General features: G+C 71.9%; 16 protein-coding genes. 6 read left to right on the plus strand and 10 right to left on the minus strand.

Features of this window, described 5'->3' with window-relative positions; all coding sequences use genetic code 11:
• Window positions 1-2 precede the first annotated feature (2 nt).
• Window positions 3-758 (minus strand): SDR family NAD(P)-dependent oxidoreductase, encoded by a 756-nt coding sequence (locus tag H4696_RS15540; RefSeq protein ID WP_086861639.1) that lies wholly within the window; start codon window positions 756-758, stop codon window positions 3-5.
• Entirely contained in the window at window positions 755-1,177 is a 423-nt protein-coding gene (locus H4696_RS15545) for a nitroreductase/quinone reductase family protein (protein ID WP_086861640.1), read from the minus strand. Before H4696_RS15545 ends, H4696_RS15540 begins: the two co-directional genes overlap by 4 nt.
• Window positions 1,178-1,249: 72 nt before the next feature.
• Between H4696_RS15545 and H4696_RS15550 the strand changes: the two genes are divergently transcribed.
• Window positions 1,250-1,813 (plus strand): TetR/AcrR family transcriptional regulator, encoded by a 564-nt coding sequence (locus H4696_RS15550; protein WP_086861641.1) that lies wholly within the window; start codon window positions 1,250-1,252, stop codon window positions 1,811-1,813.
• Here the strand turns inward: H4696_RS15550 and H4696_RS15555 are convergent, their stop codons facing one another.
• On the minus strand, window positions 1,814-2,692 hold the full coding sequence (locus tag H4696_RS15555; protein WP_086861642.1) for an alpha/beta fold hydrolase: 879 nt from the start codon (window positions 2,690-2,692) through the stop codon (window positions 1,814-1,816).
• Window positions 2,693-2,804: 112 nt separating this feature from the next.
• On the opposite strand from H4696_RS15555, the gene H4696_RS15560 reads away from it, so the two are divergent.
• Window positions 2,805-4,730: an AfsR/SARP family transcriptional regulator gene (locus H4696_RS15560; protein WP_086861643.1), complete on the plus strand. Its 1,926-nt coding sequence runs from the start codon at window positions 2,805-2,807 to the stop codon at window positions 4,728-4,730.
• Here H4696_RS15560 and H4696_RS15565 read toward each other — a convergent pair.
• Window positions 4,715-5,377, minus strand: a complete 663-nt coding sequence (locus H4696_RS15565; protein WP_086861644.1) for a hypothetical protein — start codon at window positions 5,375-5,377, stop codon at window positions 4,715-4,717. The two genes, H4696_RS15560 and H4696_RS15565, sit on opposite strands and share 16 nt — an antisense overlap.
• 299 nt (window positions 5,378-5,676) lie before the next feature.
• Between H4696_RS15565 and H4696_RS15570 the strand changes: the two genes are divergently transcribed.
• Complete coding sequence (locus H4696_RS15570) at window positions 5,677-6,654, plus strand: phosphotransferase family protein (protein WP_086861645.1); 978 nt, start codon at window positions 5,677-5,679, stop codon at window positions 6,652-6,654.
• Window positions 6,655-6,790: 136 nt separating this feature from the next.
• Here the strand turns inward: H4696_RS15570 and H4696_RS15575 are convergent, their stop codons facing one another.
• Window positions 6,791-7,441 (minus strand): VC0807 family protein, encoded by a 651-nt coding sequence (locus H4696_RS15575; RefSeq protein WP_086861646.1) that lies wholly within the window; start codon window positions 7,439-7,441, stop codon window positions 6,791-6,793.
• A gap of 229 nt (window positions 7,442-7,670) precedes the next feature.
• On the opposite strand from H4696_RS15575, the gene H4696_RS15580 reads away from it, so the two are divergent.
• Together H4696_RS15580 and H4696_RS15585 are read left to right on the plus strand one after the other, a co-directional pair.
• The gene (locus tag H4696_RS15580; RefSeq protein WP_249027045.1) at window positions 7,671-8,747 is read left to right on the plus strand and encodes a sensor histidine kinase; all 1,077 of its coding nucleotides are present in this window, start codon (window positions 7,671-7,673) and stop codon (window positions 8,745-8,747) included.
• Window positions 8,744-9,424 (plus strand): response regulator, encoded by a 681-nt coding sequence (locus tag H4696_RS15585; RefSeq protein WP_086861647.1) that lies wholly within the window; start codon window positions 8,744-8,746, stop codon window positions 9,422-9,424. Before H4696_RS15580 ends, H4696_RS15585 begins: the two co-directional genes overlap by 4 nt.
• 119 nt (window positions 9,425-9,543) lie before the next feature.
• Here H4696_RS15585 and H4696_RS15590 read toward each other — a convergent pair whose 3' ends face one another.
• From H4696_RS15590 to H4696_RS15610, 5 genes are read right to left on the minus strand one after another with little or no spacing between them, the layout of a single operon-like run.
• Complete coding sequence (locus tag H4696_RS15590) at window positions 9,544-10,350, minus strand: alpha/beta hydrolase family protein (protein WP_086861648.1); 807 nt, start codon at window positions 10,348-10,350, stop codon at window positions 9,544-9,546.
• Window positions 10,347-10,667 carry a DUF4387 domain-containing protein gene (locus H4696_RS15595; RefSeq protein ID WP_086861649.1) on the minus strand — a complete coding sequence of 107 codons (321 nt, stop codon included), beginning with the start codon at window positions 10,665-10,667 and terminating at the stop codon, window positions 10,347-10,349. The genes H4696_RS15590 and H4696_RS15595 overlap by 4 nt, the downstream gene beginning before the upstream one ends.
• Window positions 10,660-12,027 carry an acyclic terpene utilization AtuA family protein gene (locus tag H4696_RS15600; protein WP_086861650.1) on the minus strand — a complete coding sequence of 456 codons (1,368 nt, stop codon included), beginning with the start codon at window positions 12,025-12,027 and terminating at the stop codon, window positions 10,660-10,662. Before H4696_RS15600 ends, H4696_RS15595 begins: the two co-directional genes overlap by 8 nt.
• A 5-nt stretch (window positions 12,028-12,032) precedes the next feature.
• Entirely contained in the window at window positions 12,033-12,986 is a 954-nt protein-coding gene (locus tag H4696_RS15605; RefSeq protein WP_086861651.1) for a phosphoglycerate dehydrogenase, read from the minus strand.
• On the minus strand, window positions 12,983-14,248 hold the full coding sequence (locus H4696_RS15610; RefSeq protein WP_086861652.1) for an MFS transporter: 1,266 nt from the start codon (window positions 14,246-14,248) through the stop codon (window positions 12,983-12,985). The genes H4696_RS15605 and H4696_RS15610 overlap by 4 nt, the downstream gene beginning before the upstream one ends.
• A gap of 77 nt (window positions 14,249-14,325) precedes the next feature.
• On the opposite strand from H4696_RS15610, the gene H4696_RS15615 reads away from it, so the two are divergent.
• Window positions 14,326-15,039 carry a GntR family transcriptional regulator gene (locus H4696_RS15615; protein WP_086861653.1) on the plus strand — a complete coding sequence of 238 codons (714 nt, stop codon included), beginning with the start codon at window positions 14,326-14,328 and terminating at the stop codon, window positions 15,037-15,039.
• The last annotated feature ends 5 nt before the right edge of the window (window positions 15,040-15,044 follow it).

Genomic DNA, 15,044 nt, shown 5'->3' on the forward strand with positions numbered 1-15,044 from the left:
CCTCAAAGCAGGGCTCCGCCGGAGACTTCGATGCGTTCCGCCGTGATCCAGCGCAGCTCGTCCGATGCCAGTGCCGCGATGGCGTCGCCGATCTCCTCCGGGTGCCCGACCCGGCCGAGCGCCGTCTGACCGGAGAGGGTTTCGCGCAGGCCGGGGTCGTCGCGCATGGCGCCACCGTTGAAGTCGGTCGCGCTCGGGCCGGGGGCAACGGCGTTGATGCGGATGCCGCGCGGCCCCAGTTCGGCGGCCAGGCTGCGCGACAACGCTTCGACAGCGGCCTTCGACGCCGAGTAGACCGAGGTTCCCGGACTGACGTGGCGGGTGAGTGACGTCGACACGTTGACGACGCGGCCGCCGTCGGCGAGGTGGGGCGCGAGTGCCTGGATGAAGAAGAAGGTGCCGCGGAAGTTGGTGTTCACCAAGGCGTCGAAGTCTTCGGGCGTGACGTCGGCGAGTGCGCCGAAGCGCCCGATGCCGGCGTTGTTGACCAGGACGTCGAGCGTGTCGGTCCCCCATCGGCTGCGTAGTGCGTCGAGCAGGTCGGCGGTGAATGCCCCGAAGGTGGCGATGTCCCCGATGTCCAGCCGCGCCGCGAAGGCGTCGCCGCCTTCTTCCTGGATCAGCCGCACGGTCTCCGCCCCGGCCTCGGCTCCCCCACGGCAGGCCACGACGACGTTCAGGCCACGCCGGGCCAAGGCCAGTGCGGCGCTGCGGCCGAGGCCCCGGTTCGCGCCGGTCACGAGCGCGGTTCCGATCATTCGAGTCCTTCCGGGAAGTCGACGCGGACGAGCGGGCTGCCGGCCAGCCACGCGTCCAGCGGTTCGACCGGTTGCGGGAGGCGCGCGGGGTTCGACGGCTGGTTGAGGTCGGCGATGATCGAGGTGAACACCGCTTCGCGCTCGGCCGGGTCGTGGACCGGGGTGCCGATCGCGGCGAGGTCGGCGCGCACGCCGTGCTTGAGGTGGAACGTGAAGGCCGGGTTCTTGACGATGTTGGCGTACCAGCCGCGCTTCGCGGGCGTCGTGCTGAGGTAAATGCGCCCGCCGGCCCGGTAGAACCAGACCTCGATGCGGCGCGGCAGGCCGGTCCGCGCGCCGGTCGTCGTGATGTCGATGGTGCGCTCACGGGCCGAAGACGCCGGCGTGATCGCCAGCGCCCGTTCGATCTCGGGTTTCATGACCCTCCTGTAAGTAAGTCCTTATTTACTTATACCCTGAGACCGCCCCCACGCCACGGAGACGGAGACCACATGCCCCCACGCGACGGCCGAGCGACGAAGGCCCGCATCCTCGAGGCCGCCGTCGCCGAATTCGCCCAGCACGGCCTCGCCGGCGGCCGCGTCGAACGGATCGCCCGGGAAGCCGAAACCAACGTCCGGATGATCTACGCCTACTACGGCAACAAGGACGGGCTCTTCGACGCCGCCCTGACCAGCGCGATCCAGTCGATGGCCACCAAGGTTCCGCTCCGGCCGGACGACCTGGCCGGCTGGGCCGGCGACCTGTTCGACTTCCACGGCCGCGAGCCGGCACCCCTGCGGATCAACATCTGGGCGCAGCTGGAGCGCCCCGAAGCCGCGTCCGAGCCGCTGGAGACCTACCTCGCGAAGACCACCGCGCTGGCCGGCACCACGACCGCGGCACCGCTCACCGCGGTGGACCTCCTCGTCTTCATCTACGCCATCAGCCAGGCCTGGCAGCTGACCCCGGTCGGCCTGCTCGAAGCCGACGGCTCCGGCGCGCGGGATCCCCGGCGGATCGCCGCGCACCGCGAGGCCGTCGTGACGGCGGCGACCCGGCTGATCCAGGCGTGATCAGCGGGCCAGCAGGTCCCGGATCGCCCCGGCGATCTCGCCCGGTGCCTCCTCGGCCATGAAGTGCCCCGCCTTGGTCAGCCGGTGGTCCAGGTCCGGCGCCCACGCCTTCCACACCGCGGCGGCGTCGTAGCCCAGCTGCGCGCCCCAGTCCTGCTGGACGACCGTCACCGGCATGGCCAGCTGCGACCCGGCGTCCAGGTCGGCTTGGTCGTGCGTGACGTCGATGCCCGCCGAGGCCCGGTAGTCCGCGACGATCGACGGCACCGCCGCCGCGCTCGCCCGCAGGTACTCCGCGCGGACCTCCGCCGGGATCGCGGCCGGGTCGTTCGCCCAGGCGTCGAGGAACGAGCCGAAGAACGCGTCCGCGCTGTTGGCGATCATCGTCTCCGGCAGGCCGGGCGGCTGCGCCATGAGGAACAGGTGGTAGCCGACCGCCGCCGGGACGCCGTGCAGGACGTTCCACATGTCCAGCGTCGGGACGACGTCGAGGATGCCGAGGTGCGAGATGGTCTCGGGGTGGTCCAAGCCGGCCCGGAAGGCGACCAGCGCGCCCCGGTCGTGGCCGACCAGGGCGAAGCGCTCGTGGCCGAGCGCGGCCGCGAGAGCCACCACGTCGGCGGCCATGGTGCGCTTGGCGTACACGTCCTCGCCGGTGGCCGCGGGCTTGTCACTGGCGCCGTAGCCGCGCAGGTCGGGGCAGATCACCGTGTGCTCGCCGGCGAGCCGCTCGGCGACCTGCCGCCACATCAGGTGCGTCTGGGGGAAACCGTGCAGCAGGACCACCGGACTGCCGCTGCCGCCGACCGCGGCCGCCAGCTCGGCACCGCCGGCACCGGGCAGGCGGACGTGGTCGAAACCGGGAATGGAGAGTGTCATCGAAAGCCGTCTTCCGGGTCGGGAACTTGACCTGGCCGAGCCTGGGCGACGGCGATCAGCAACCGATCAGTGCGCCCGGGCGCACCCGGCCGCCGGCACCGATGATGGGGACATGCGAATCGACGTGCTCGGTGCCGTCCGGGCCCTGGGCGACGACGGCAGCCCGGTCGGCCTCGGCGGCCCCCGCCACCGCGAGGTGCTCGCCCGCCTCGTCGCCGCCGAAGGGCGGCTGGTCACGACCGACACCCTCGTCGCCGACCTCTGGGCCGAGCCACCGGCACGCGCGGTCGGCGCGCTGCGGACGTTCGTCGCCGCGCTGCGCCGCGCCCTGGAACCCGACCGGCCGCCCCGCACCCCGCCGCGGGTGATCGTCACCGAAGGCCCCGGCTACGCGCTGCGGCTGCCCCGCGAAGACGTCGACGTCCACCGGTTCGAGGACGCACTCGCCCGCACCCGCCACTCCCCCGGCGCGGTGACCGAGCTCAGTGCGGCGCTCGCGGCCTGGCGCGGCCCGGCCTACGCCGACCTGCCGGATTCGCCGTGGGCGCACCGCGAACGGACCCGGCTGGAGGAACTCCGGCTGTCGGCGCTGGAACTGCGCGCCCGCATCCACCTCGACGCCGGGGAAGGCGCCGACCTCGTCGCCGAACTCGGCGCGCACGTCACCGAACACCCGTGGCGCGAACCGGCGTGGGGACTGCTGGCCCGCGCGTTGCACCGCGCGGGCCGCCAGGCCGACGCGTTGGCGACCCTCCGCCGCGCCCGCACGATGCTCGTCGACCAGCTCGGCCTCGATCCCGGACCCGACCTGCGACGTCTCGAGACCGAGATCCTGACCGGGCCCGCGCCCGGGTGGACCGGCCCGGGCGCCCGGCTCGGCCCCCGTACCACCGTGGACCTCGCCCGCACGCTCGCGCTGGCCGGCGGCGACGCGCTCATCCACTCCCGGCGTGACCGCCTCACCGCGATCCACGCCGCCGAGCGCACCGGGGACCTGGGCCTGACCGCCCGGATCATCGGCGCCTACGACGTGCCCGCCATCTGGAGCCGGGCCGACGACCCCGAGCAGTCCCGCGCGGTCGTCACCGCCGCCGAACGCACGCTCACCCAGCTCGGCCCCGCCGACCTCCGGGCCCGTCTCCTGGCCACGATCGCGGTCGAAAGCCGCACTGCCGGCCTGGCCGCGGCCGAGCTGAGCCGTGCCCGGCAGGCCGCACAGCAAGCCGAAGCGCTGGCCCGGGAACTGGGCGACCCCGCGCTGCTGGTGTTCGCGCTCAACGGCGTGTTCCTGCAGTCCTTCACCCGCCCCGGCCTCGCGGCAACGCGCGACGGGATCGGCGCCGAGATCCTCGACCTGGCGACCAGGCACGGCCTGCCGAACTTCGCGGTCCTCGGCCGGCTGATCCGCCTTCAGTCCGCCTCGGCCCTCGGAGACCTGGACACCGCGTCAGCGCACGCGACGGCGGCCGAACAGCTCGCCGTCACCACCGAGGCTTCCCTCGTCGCCGTCCTCACCGCGTGGTTCCGCGCCCGGGCCACGGCCGCCCGCAGCACCGAGCCCGGCGGACCGGCCCCCGCCGAGGCCGCGGCCCAGTACCGCGCCGCCGAAGAGGCCCTTCGTCCCGCCGGAATGCCCGGACTGCACCGCGGCCTGTTCCCGCTCGCCCTGCTGGGGTTGCGCCTGCTGCACGACCGGCCCGCACCCACCGACCGGCACCTCGACTGGGGGCCGTACCTGCCGTGGTCGCGTCCCCACGTGCTGCTCGCCCAAGGCCGTGACGAGGAAGCCCGAGCCGCGCTCGCCGCGGCGCCGGAGCCACCACCCGACCACATGCAGGAGGCGATGTGGTGCCTGACCGCCCACGCGGCAGTCCGCCTCGACGAACGCGAAGCCGCCGCACGGGCTGCCGCCGCCCTGCGGGACGCTCGGGCGGAAGACGCCGGCGCTGCCAGCGGAATGCTGACCCTGGGCCCGGTGGCACGGTATCTGGCGAAGGCAGAGGCACTCGCCGGTCAGCCGGGTCAGCGGCTGGGGTAACCGATGGCGACGACACGATCCGCGACGGCCGCCAGGGTGGTGGCGGGGTTGAGCGCGGTCACGACGTCCGCGGTCAGTGGCTGCCCGGCGTAGACGTGCCGCACGGCGTCGAGGTCGATCGGCATCTCGTGGTAGTCCTGCGCCCAGTCGCGGAACGCCTCGGGCGTGCCGTCGGTCAGCAGGGCGAACAACCAGTCGGCTCCGTCGTCGCCGTTGCCGGGGAAGGTGATGGTCCCGTGCCGCCAGGCGGTGTCACCGTGCTCGCGCCACAGGCTCACCGTCACGTACGGCGTGCCGGTCTCGTCGCAGAACGCCGGTTCCTTGACGCACTCCTGGAACACGGCGGGAACGTCGTCGAGCACACCGGGCCACGGCTCGTAGTCGTCGGTGGCGTAGGGACTCATCGGCGACTCGTGGTCGAACCCGCGCACGTAGGCCCCGGCGGCGGTGAACACCACGGAGTACTCGTTGCCGGCGCCGTCCCGCATGGACGCCATTTCCTCGCCGGGTGCCCAAGCTGCGTCGTAGAGGTGGTAGCCGTGTTCGCTGCCGGGGCTCAGCACGGCATCCAGCACGGCCAGCGCACGGCACAACGCGCGCAGGTCGGGAATCGCGGGCAGGCGGCGGGCGACGTCGTACACGGTCACGCCGTCATCCAAGCAGACAGCCTGAAACGACAGCCGCTGATCGGCATGACAGGGCTCGCGAAACAGGCGAGCGGTCGGAGCGCACTTCGATGGGTTCACCTGCGAGTTCGCACGACTGCTCCCTCGGCCGAACCGCTCCCGGCTGCGGGCGCACCGGCAGCAACCGCCGGTGTGCCGCTGACGTCCGCTCGTCGGCATGACAGGACGTTGGCTTGCGCCGCCGTCCGGATGACCGGCGCAGCTGATCGTTGCCGGATCAGCAGCACGCCGCAGCAGGAGAGCGGTTGTAGGCTGCGGAAATGGTCGGGATCCGGGGGCAGCTCGGCAAGGGTGAGCTGTCGGGCGTGGTGCGGGCGGCGTTCGGGGAGCGTGCACTGGTTTCGGTGGAACGGCTGCGCGGCGGTTCCAAGAAGGGCGTCTACCGGCTGGTACTGGATGACCGGACGACGTGCGTCGCCTATGTGTGGAACGCCGATGAGAACTACTGGCCGGAAGCGGTGTCACAGGACGAGAGCGACCCGTTCGGTCATGCCAGTGGTCTCGATCTGTTCGAAGCCGCTCATACCGCCCTGTCTTCGATCGCCGTCCGGATTCCGCGGGTGGTGATGGTGGACCGCAGCAGGAGCCTGCTCGCGGGCGAGGTGGCCGTGCTGGAGGACGTGCGTGGTGGCACGCTCGAAGCCCTGCAGGAACGGGGCCCGAGGCGAGCTGGGCATGTGTTGGCCCGCCTCGGTGACGTGGTCCGGGCGATGCACGACTGCCGGCGCGATCGGTACGGTCGTCCGGGCGTCGGCCGGGCCGGCGGCGCCGATCCGGTGGAGCAGGTCGTGTTGCGCCGCGCGGTGGGCCATCTCGCCGAGGCGACGGCCCGCGTCGACCGGATCGCGGCGGCCGAAGGTCGCCTCCTGGACCTTCTCCACGAGCGGTGCGCCGCCGTGGCTCCTCGTGCCGAGTACGGGTTCGTCCACGGCGAGCTGGGGCCCGATCACGTCTTGGTCGACGACCGCGACGAGCCGGTGCTGATCGACATCGAGGGTGCCATGTTCTTCGATGTCGAATGGGAGCACGCGTTCCTGGAGTTGCGCTTCGGAACCGGCTACTCCTGTTTTCGCCGTGACGACCTCGACGGTGACCGGATGCGCTTCTACCGCCTCGCCATGTATCTTTCGCTTGTGGCGGGTCCGTTGCGGCTGCTGGACGGTGATTTCCCGGATCGGCCGGCAATGCTGGACATCGTGGAACACAACATCGGCCGGGCCCTGGCGCAGCTTTCCTGAGGTCGGCACCCGCGCAGGCCGGATCGCCTACCTCTACGACATCAGGATCGACGCGGACCTGCGTGGGCAGGGGCATGGTGAGGCAGTCATGCGGGCGATGGAGAACTCTGACAGCGGTTGAGGTCGACCAGCACCTTCACGACCGCGCCGCCATCGCCAGGGACTTCTTCCGCGAAGACGTCGCGAACAGCGTCCACGGCACGAGCCCCACGTACACCGCGACCATCAGGACCTGCGACAGATCGGCGGCGACGTCCACCGGCAGCAGGTAGATCGCGGCCACGCGCACCAGCGAGTCCGTCAGCAGCGCGATGCCCCAGACCAGGGAAATCCGGTACCAGTGCGCCTGCCCGCCCGGCGCGGCCGCCGCGGCCCGGAACTGCTCGGTCCGCCCGGCGGACCGGGCCATCCGCTCCGCCGCGTAGTAGGCGAACGGCCTGCGGACGAGGCAACTGCCCGCCATGACCAGCCCCGCGAGCAGAGACGTCGCGGCGTCCTTGGCGAGCAGCAGCCGCGCGTCGCCGCTGACGAAGGCCAGCACCAGGCTCGCGCCGAACATCAGGAGCAGGAACACCGCGAACGGCTCGATCCGCCGCTGGCGGGCCACCACCCACAGCACCCGCAGGCCGGCGACGACGGTGCCGGTCAGGAGCGCCTGGTAAGTGCTCGCGCCGACCAGGCCGGCGACGAAGTACGCGGCCACCGGCATCCCCACGTCGAAGGCCAGCGTGCCGATCAGGGTGCGCGCGGCCGACGCTGCGGGGCCGGCTTCCGCGGGTTGCTGCATGGCGTTTCTCCTTGCTCGGAACAGGTTTTCGGGTGTGTTCCGAAACCTACGGACGGCGTGCCGCCGGGTCTTGCGCCCGAGGTTCGACTGCGGGTGGAGAAGCCTCTCCACCCGGACTACACCGGCGCTCCCACGACCGGCGGGCGGATCGCCGGTACGTTTTTCCCGACGGAATCGGAAGCGGGGGCACGGATGAACGCGGCGGCGCCGGAATGGAAGACTCGGGGCCGTGCGCGTCGCTGATGAGCAGACCCTGGCCACGTCGCCGGGTACCTTCCACGACCACCTGCTCCGGCCGTTCCTGATGCTGTTCGCGATCGGCGGGACCATCGTGCAGTGGCCGGCGGTGCTGGCGCCCGGCGTCGCGCTGCCGGTGTTCGTCCTGGCCTGCGTGTCCGCGATCGCCACCCTGTTCTCGTTGCGGCGGCTCCCCACCGGGTGGCTCGTCACGCTCTTGTCGATCGCGATGCTGTCGGGCTCGGTGCTGCTGCCGCTGACCGAACAGACGACGAGCGGGCCCTTCTTCGCCTTCCTCGCGGCCGGTGCGGCGGGCGGCCGGCTGGCGTCCCGCCGGATCGCGGTCGGGATCGCGGTGGCCGGCGCCGTGGTCGCGGCGGTGCTCACGGCCGTGACCGGAGCGCTGGCCCCGGCCGCCGCTCCGTGGCCGTGGTGGCTCGCGCTGACCGTCGCGCTGCCGGTGTACATCGGCGTCGCGCAACGGGACCGCAAGGTAGCGCTCGGGCTCGCGGAGCGCGGGCGCATCGCGCGGGAGATCCACGACGTGCTGGGGCACTCGCTGTCCGGGATCGCGCTGCAACTGGACATGGCCGACGCCCTGCGGGAGAGCGGCCGGGACGAGGAGGCGAACGCGGCCGTGCGCAAGGCCCGTGCGCTCGCCGTCGACAGCATGGCCGAGACGCGGCGCGCGGTGCACGCGCTGCGGCAAGGAGCGTTGCCGCTCACGAAATCCCTGCGTGCGCTGACCGGGGACGTGACGATTTCGGGCCCGGTCCGGGACGTCGGCACCGAGGCGGCGCACACCGTGCTGCGGACCGCGCAGGAAGCCGTGACGAACGCGGCGAAGCACGCGCCCGGCGCGAACGTGTCCGTGCGGCTCGCGTACCGCAAGAACGGGTTGCGGCTGACCGTGCACAATGGACCCGCCACCGAGGAGCGCACCGACCTCGCCGGGGGCACCGGGCTGGGGCTCGTGGGCATGCGTGAACGCGCCGCGCTGCTCGGAGGAACTCTCGAAGCCGGACCGGACGGCGAAGGCTGGACCGTGGAACTGGAGCTGCCGCTATGACTCCCGCACCGATCACCCTGGTCGTGGCCGACGACCAAGCCACCGTCCGTGAGGCGCTTGTGGTGATGCTCGACCTCGCCGCCGACGTGAGCGTGGTGGCGGGCGTGGCCGACGGCGAGGCGGCGGTGCGGGCGGTCGAGGAGCACCGGCCGGACGTCGTGTTGATGGACCTCAACATGCCCGTGCTCGGCGGGGTCGAGGCCACCCGGCGCATCCGCGAAGCCGAACTGGACACCGCCGTGCTGGTGCTCACCACCTTCGACGACGACGAGTCCATCCTGGCCGCGCTGCAGGCCGGCGCCACCGGTTACCTGACCAAGGACGCCGACCGCGCGACGATCCTCAACGCCGTGCGCACCGCGGCGCAGGGCCAGACGGTGCTGGCCCCGGAGGTCCAGCGCCGCCTGCTGGCCCTGGCGACGCGCTCGGCCCGGCGCCCACGGGACGACTTCGGCCTCACCGCCCGGGAACGCGAGGTCCTCGGCTTGATCGGCGAGGGCCTCCGCAACCCGGAGATCGCGGCCCGGCTGGTCATCTCCGAGGCGACGGTGAAGACGCACATCAACAACCTGTTCGCGAAGGCCGGGTTCCGCAACCGCGCCGACGCGGTCCGGTACGCGCTGAACCCGGGGCGTCAGCCGGCCGCGCCGGACGTACGCGGCCGGCCCTTTCCGTGATGTCACCGGAACTTGCCGGTCGAGCAGGCGTCAGCCACCTTGCGATCTCGAGCGATTCGATAGTCAGGGCCGCGGTGAGCACCACCTGACAGCGTCGGCGGAGGCCGGAGCTCTCCGGCTCATCCGCGCAGCAAGCCGGTGAAGAATTCGACGACCGGTGGGCGGGTCCCCGCGGCGCTGTGCCCCACCCCGGGGACCACCACCTGCCGGACCGCGGCGCCGTACCGGGTCAGGGTTTCGGCCAGCCGGTCGAGCTGCTCCGGCCGGCTGCGGCCGTGGTCGCCCATCGCGGCCAGGTCGGCCCGCCCGTCGTCGTCACCGCCGATGACGAGCAGCACCGGCACCCGGGCGACCGCGGCGGGATCCACGGTGATCCCGAAGCGCTGCCGGGTGTCACCGGTGCCTTCCGGCCAGGCGAGCGAGTCGTCCAGCAGGGTCACACCGCCGGGCGCCCCGACCGCGACGGCGGCGACCCGGTCCGGGTGCAGGTACAGGAAGCGGTGGGCGAACTGGCCGCCGCCGGAGTGCCCGCACAGCAAAACGGTGTCGACCCGTGCGTTCCACCGGTGCCGGACCTGTTCGAGGATGCCGAGCAGCACCCGGTCGAACCGGATCCCCTTCGCGTCGACGAGCTTGTAGTCGTGCACGTCGTCGGGATCGTCGATGCCGACCGGGAACAGCGGGAGCACGACGATGACGTTGTGCTGTTCGGCGAAGGGGATGAGCCCCTCGCGCAGCTCCCCGACGCTGCGGCCGGTCCCGTGCACCGCCACCAGGACGGGCAGTTCCGCATCCGGGGTCCAGCTCGTAGGGATGTAAGCGCAGTAACTGCAGCGCGGCTCGTCCGGCGCGACGAAGAACGGGGTGCGCTTGGTGAGCAGCCGGCGCCCGGGGTGCGTGGCGGGCAGGTCCGCGACCCGGATCACGAGACGCCGCCGGTGACCGGGACGCGGGCCAGCGGGACGTGGTGCTGTCCCGCGTGGACGTCGCGGTCCCGCAGCGACCCCTGGCTCACCGGGCGCGGGAAGGAGATCTTCACGACGTTGAGCGAAGGGATCCGGAAGATCCGGACGCTGCTTTGCTCCAACCGGTACAGCCGGGCGATCATCCGCTCGTCCACCAGGTCCGCGGCGATCCGGTAGCCCTCGGCGTCGCGCATGAAGAGTTCCATCGTGACCCAGAACGGGCCCGCGTTCTTGGACCGGACCTCGTGCGCGAGATCCGCCAAAGTCGTTTCAGGCACGGGTCTTCTCCCCCAGCTCGGTCCGGAACAGGTCGGCGGGATCGGCGCAGTCGACGACGTGGTTCAGCACGAACTCGTACGCCGCGCCGCGCTCGACCTCCGCGGGTGAGAACGGGAACGCGAGACTGGGCAGGTAGCTCATCCCCGGCGTCGGCAGGTGCAGCATCAGCGGGTTGGCGACCTTGGCGACCGCCGTGGCCGTGGCCTGGTCGGGGGCGTTGACGAGCAGCATCACGCCGACCTCGCGCGGCGGCCCGCTTTCGGGCTCGAGGTCGTCCAGCACGGCGTTGTGGCCGTACAGGCGGAGGTCGAAGGCGTACTCGTCGTCCGCCAGGCCGAGCGTCTGCCCCACCCGCTGCGTGATCATCGTGCGCATCAGCTGTGCCCAGGCGTCGATGTCGGCGAGGATGAGCGGGTCCCGGACCGCCGAGAACGACACCGTCTCGTAGCCGGTGATGCGGGCGCCTTCCAGCTTGATCGTGTACTGCTCCGCGGTGTGGAACCGCGACCCCTCGACGCGGACGATCCGGTCGTCGACCGCGGTGTACCGCGCGTCCCGGACGTCGAGGGTGCCGGCGGGCTCCCGCATCTCGAACGGGTCCGCGGACTCGTAGAGCATGTGCGCGGCCACCGAAATCGGCGTGCAGGACACGGCGGGGTCGAGCGGCTCGATGGTGAAGCCGTCCGCGTCGATGGTGGCGAGAACCCCGCCCGCGCGCGGGTTGCTCGTGCACTGGCCGCCGCATTCGACGATCTTGGCGGCGTGCCACGTGGGTCCGGCGGGCATTCCCTTCATGAGCGGGTAGGCGGCCGCGACCGCGGTGTCGGTGGCGCGGCCGGCGAGCACGACCTGGGCCCCGGCGCGCAGTGCCGCGACGATCGGTTCGTGCCCCATCGCGCCGACGATGTGCGTGCAGCTCTCCAGGGTCTCGGCGGTCAGCTCTCCCAACGGGGGCAACGGATGCACGCGGCCCGCGTCGAGGTGTTCCTTCAGCTCGGCCGCGTTCTGCTCGCTGTAGATCTTCGCCACCTTCAGGTCCAGGCCTTCCTCGGCCAGCACGTCGGCGGCGATCCCGGCGACCCAGTCGACGCCGGTGTCGGTCCCGCTCGTGCCGCAGGAGCCCACGATCACCGGGATCCCCGCGCCCGCCGCGGCCGTGAACAAACTGCGCAGGTCGCGGGCCACCGCCTTCGCCGTCGTCTTGGCCGTCGCGGCACCGAGGTAGTACGGACCCGAGTCCGTCGAGCCGCCGTCGATGCTGATGACGTCGGCGCCCAGTGCGATGCCGCGCTCGACGGTCGCGTGGTCCCAGCCGGCGCCGAGCATTCCGCTCGGGGCCAGCACGCGCACTTTGTCCATGTCCCTCATTTCTGTTGGTTCACCACGAACTTCGCCCGGCCCGCGAGGGCGGCCACCAGTTCCTCCGCGCCGCGCAAGCCCGCGGCGGCACGTGCTTCGGCCGTCTGCCCGGCCAGGTGGGAATAGACGACGATCCCGTCCACCCCGCGCAACGGGCTTTCGGACGGAAGCGGTTCCTCGGCCACGACGTCGAGCGCCGCACCCGCGATCTCGCCGGACCGCACGGCCGCGACCAGCGCGGCTTCGTCGACGATGGCGCCCCGGGCCGTGTTGATCAGCAGCGCCGTCGGCTTCATCTGCTTGAACGCCACCGCGTCCAGCAGTCCCCGGGTCCGTTCGGTGAGCGCGGTGTGCACGGAGACGTAGTCCGAAGTGGACAGCAGCTCGGGCAGCCCGGTGAACCGGACGCCGGGATCCCGCAGCTCCGCCGGGACGTTGGTCGTGCAGACGACGTTCATGCCGAACGCGCGCGCCAGCGGCACCACGGCCCGCGCCGCCGCCCCGTAGCCGATGAGCCCGAGCGTCGAGCCGCGCAGTTCGCGGCCGTCCTCGCGGGGCCAGCTCCCCCGGGCCACGCCGTGGGCGGACTGCACGAGCCGCCGGGCACCAGCGAGCAGCAGGCCGACGGTGTACTCGGCCACGGCGTTGGCGTTGACCCCGGGCAGGTTGCTCACGGAGATCCCGAGCCGGCGCGCGGCGGCGACGTCGATCGAGTCGTACCCCACGCCGGTGCGCACGATGACGCGCAGCTTCGGCGACCGGGCAAGGACATCCGCTGTCAGCGGCTCGTTGGCCACCAGTGCCGCGTCGATCCCGTGGAGAGCGGCCGCGAGTTCGCCGGGATCGCGCCGGCCGGACATGGGCAGGTGCACGGTCTCCAGGCCGGAGCTTTTCAAGAACAAGTCGACGTCGTCGCCGGGACGCAGGTAGTCCGTGGTGATCAGCACGCGTTCGTTCACAGCGCCCGCCCGGCGGCCGACCGGCGCTGCAAGGCACTCACCCGCGCGACCGCCAGCACGGCGAGGAGCGCGACGATCGCGACGTGGAGCAGCAGCAGGGACCAGCCCGTGAGATCGACCAGGCCGCCGACCACGGCCGGGCCGAGGAAGCCGCCGCTCACCCAGCCCACGGTGTAGAGCCCGGTGTAGGTCCCGACCACGCGGTCGGACGGCGCGAGGTTCCACAGCACGACGACGGCGTTGACCAGGAACGCCGACGCCCCCGCGGACGCCACGCAGAGACCGGTGACGACCCCGGTGGGCGTCCGGACCACGGTGCCGAGCACCATGCCGGCCACGAACACCGTCATCCCGAAGGTCATCACCCGCAGCCGGCCGAAGCGTTCGGCGAGCCTCGCCACCGGGTAGGCGGCCACGATGAAGGCCACGCCGCTGGGCAGGGTCAGCCCGCCCGCTCCGCCGCGGGACATGCCCAGCACTTCCATGCCGTACGGCGTGACGAGCGCCCGCGAGGCGGCCCACGCGCCACCGAACAGCAGGATGGACGCGATGAGCAGCAACCGGCTGCGGTCGGCATCCCGCACGATGTCGAGCACGGTGTCCCGCACCCGTGCAGCGGGTGCTGCCTCTTCGCGTTCTTCGTCGAGTGCGACCTGGTAGGCCGGCGACCGGCTGTCGCGCACGTTCGCGGCCAGCACGGCCAAGGACACCACCATCAGGATCGCCGGGATCGCGAACGACAGCTTCGGATACGTGTCGATCAGGAAGATGCTGATCAGCGCCGCGACCATCACCGTGAGGCTGGACGCGATCTTGACGACCGCATTGGCGCGGCTGCGCCGCTCGGGCGGGACGAAGTCCGGGAGCAGGGACTCGGCGATCGGCTTGAACGAGTTCGCGACGAGCGCGTAGCCGAACATCGTCAGGATCAGCAGCGGCAGCGAGGCCGCGGCGTGCGGGATCAGCAGGAACAGCAGCGCGGCCACCGGCATCCCGACGAGGAGGTAGGGCATGCGGCGGCCCCACGAGGTGCGCGTGCGGTCCGACCGGTTGCCCATCCACGGCTGGATGAAGATGCCGAGCACGTTGTCCATCCCCATCAGGAGACCGATCAGCGCGGCACTGCCGATGTGTTCGCGAAGCAGCGGCGGAACCTGGGAGTCGTAGAGGTTCCACGTCGACTCCTGCGCGAAGACCGCCAGGGCCACGAAGAACGTGATCCGCCCGGTCCGCACGCGTTGTGTGCTCGACGTCGTCGTCATGCCGCCAAGCTACTTTTGCTATAGCAAGAACGTCAAGTGTTTCTTATTGACTTTGCGATGGCAGATAGAGTGACGCCATGGCAAGTGAGACCTTGAAGGGCCTGACGGCCGACACGCTGGCCGACCGCGCCTACCGCGCCATCCGCGACGCGGTCACCACCGGCGAGCTGCGGCCGGGGCAGAAGGTCACCGAGCGCGGGCTCGCCGAGCGGCTGTCGGTGAGCCCGACGCCGGTGCGGGAGGCCATCCGGCGCCTCGAGCAGGACGGTCTCCTCGAACGGACCGGACCGCGGACCGTCCAGGTCGCCGCGTTCGGGGACACCGCGATCCAGGACCTCGCCGAGGTGGAGGTGGCCCTGCGCGGGATGGTGGCCCGCTTCGCCGCGCGGCACGCGACCGCGGCCCAGCTGGACCACCTCGACGCCGTGCTCGACGAAGCCGACGACCTGCTGATCGTCATCAAGCAACGGCAGCAGGCGGGGCAGGACCTCTCCCGGCACCTGGATCGGCTGCTGGACACCATGCAGCGCTTCAACGAGGTCGTCGAATCGTGCGCCCACAACCCGGTCCTGGTGCGCCTGCTCGGCCAGACCCGGGTGTTCTCCTGGCCGGAACGGCGGGCCCGGCTGATCGAACGCATCGCCGAGAACGACCGGTTCGGCCTCGATCGCTACGGCAGCCACCGCGCGCTCGTCCGTGCGTTGCGGGCCGGCGACCCGGCGGTGGCCGAAGCGCTCGTCATCGAAGACGCCCGTGGCGGGCTGGGCGACCTGCTCGCCGCGCCGGCTTGAGGGAT

Source organism: Amycolatopsis lexingtonensis, from assembly GCF_014873755.1.
GTDB classification, from domain to species: domain Bacteria; phylum Actinomycetota; class Actinomycetes; order Mycobacteriales; family Pseudonocardiaceae; genus Amycolatopsis; species Amycolatopsis lexingtonensis.

Excerpts from the sequence above, each read along its gene's own strand:
- H4696_RS15540 (WP_086861639.1), bottom strand. The coding sequence starts at position 758 with ATGATCGGAACCGCGCTCGTGACCGGCGCGAACCGGGGCCTCGGCCGC.
- H4696_RS15545 (WP_086861640.1), bottom strand. The coding sequence starts at position 1,177 with ATGAAACCCGAGATCGAACGGGCGCTGGCGATCACGCCGGCGTCTTCG.
- H4696_RS15550 (WP_086861641.1), top strand. The coding sequence starts at position 1,250 with ATGCCCCCACGCGACGGCCGAGCGACGAAGGCCCGCATCCTCGAGGCC.
- H4696_RS15555 (WP_086861642.1), bottom strand. The coding sequence starts at position 2,692 with ATGACACTCTCCATTCCCGGTTTCGACCACGTCCGCCTGCCCGGTGCC.
- H4696_RS15560 (WP_086861643.1), top strand. The coding sequence starts at position 2,805 with ATGCGAATCGACGTGCTCGGTGCCGTCCGGGCCCTGGGCGACGACGGC.
- H4696_RS15570 (WP_086861645.1), top strand. The coding sequence starts at position 5,677 with ATGGTCGGGATCCGGGGGCAGCTCGGCAAGGGTGAGCTGTCGGGCGTG.
- H4696_RS15575 (WP_086861646.1), bottom strand. The coding sequence starts at position 7,441 with ATGCAGCAACCCGCGGAAGCCGGCCCCGCAGCGTCGGCCGCGCGCACC.
- H4696_RS15585 (WP_086861647.1), top strand. The coding sequence starts at position 8,744 with ATGACTCCCGCACCGATCACCCTGGTCGTGGCCGACGACCAAGCCACC.
- H4696_RS15600 (WP_086861650.1), bottom strand. The coding sequence starts at position 12,027 with ATGGACAAAGTGCGCGTGCTGGCCCCGAGCGGAATGCTCGGCGCCGGC.
- H4696_RS15610 (WP_086861652.1), bottom strand. The coding sequence starts at position 14,248 with ATGACGACGACGTCGAGCACACAACGCGTGCGGACCGGGCGGATCACG.
- H4696_RS15615 (WP_086861653.1), top strand. The coding sequence starts at position 14,326 with ATGGCAAGTGAGACCTTGAAGGGCCTGACGGCCGACACGCTGGCCGAC.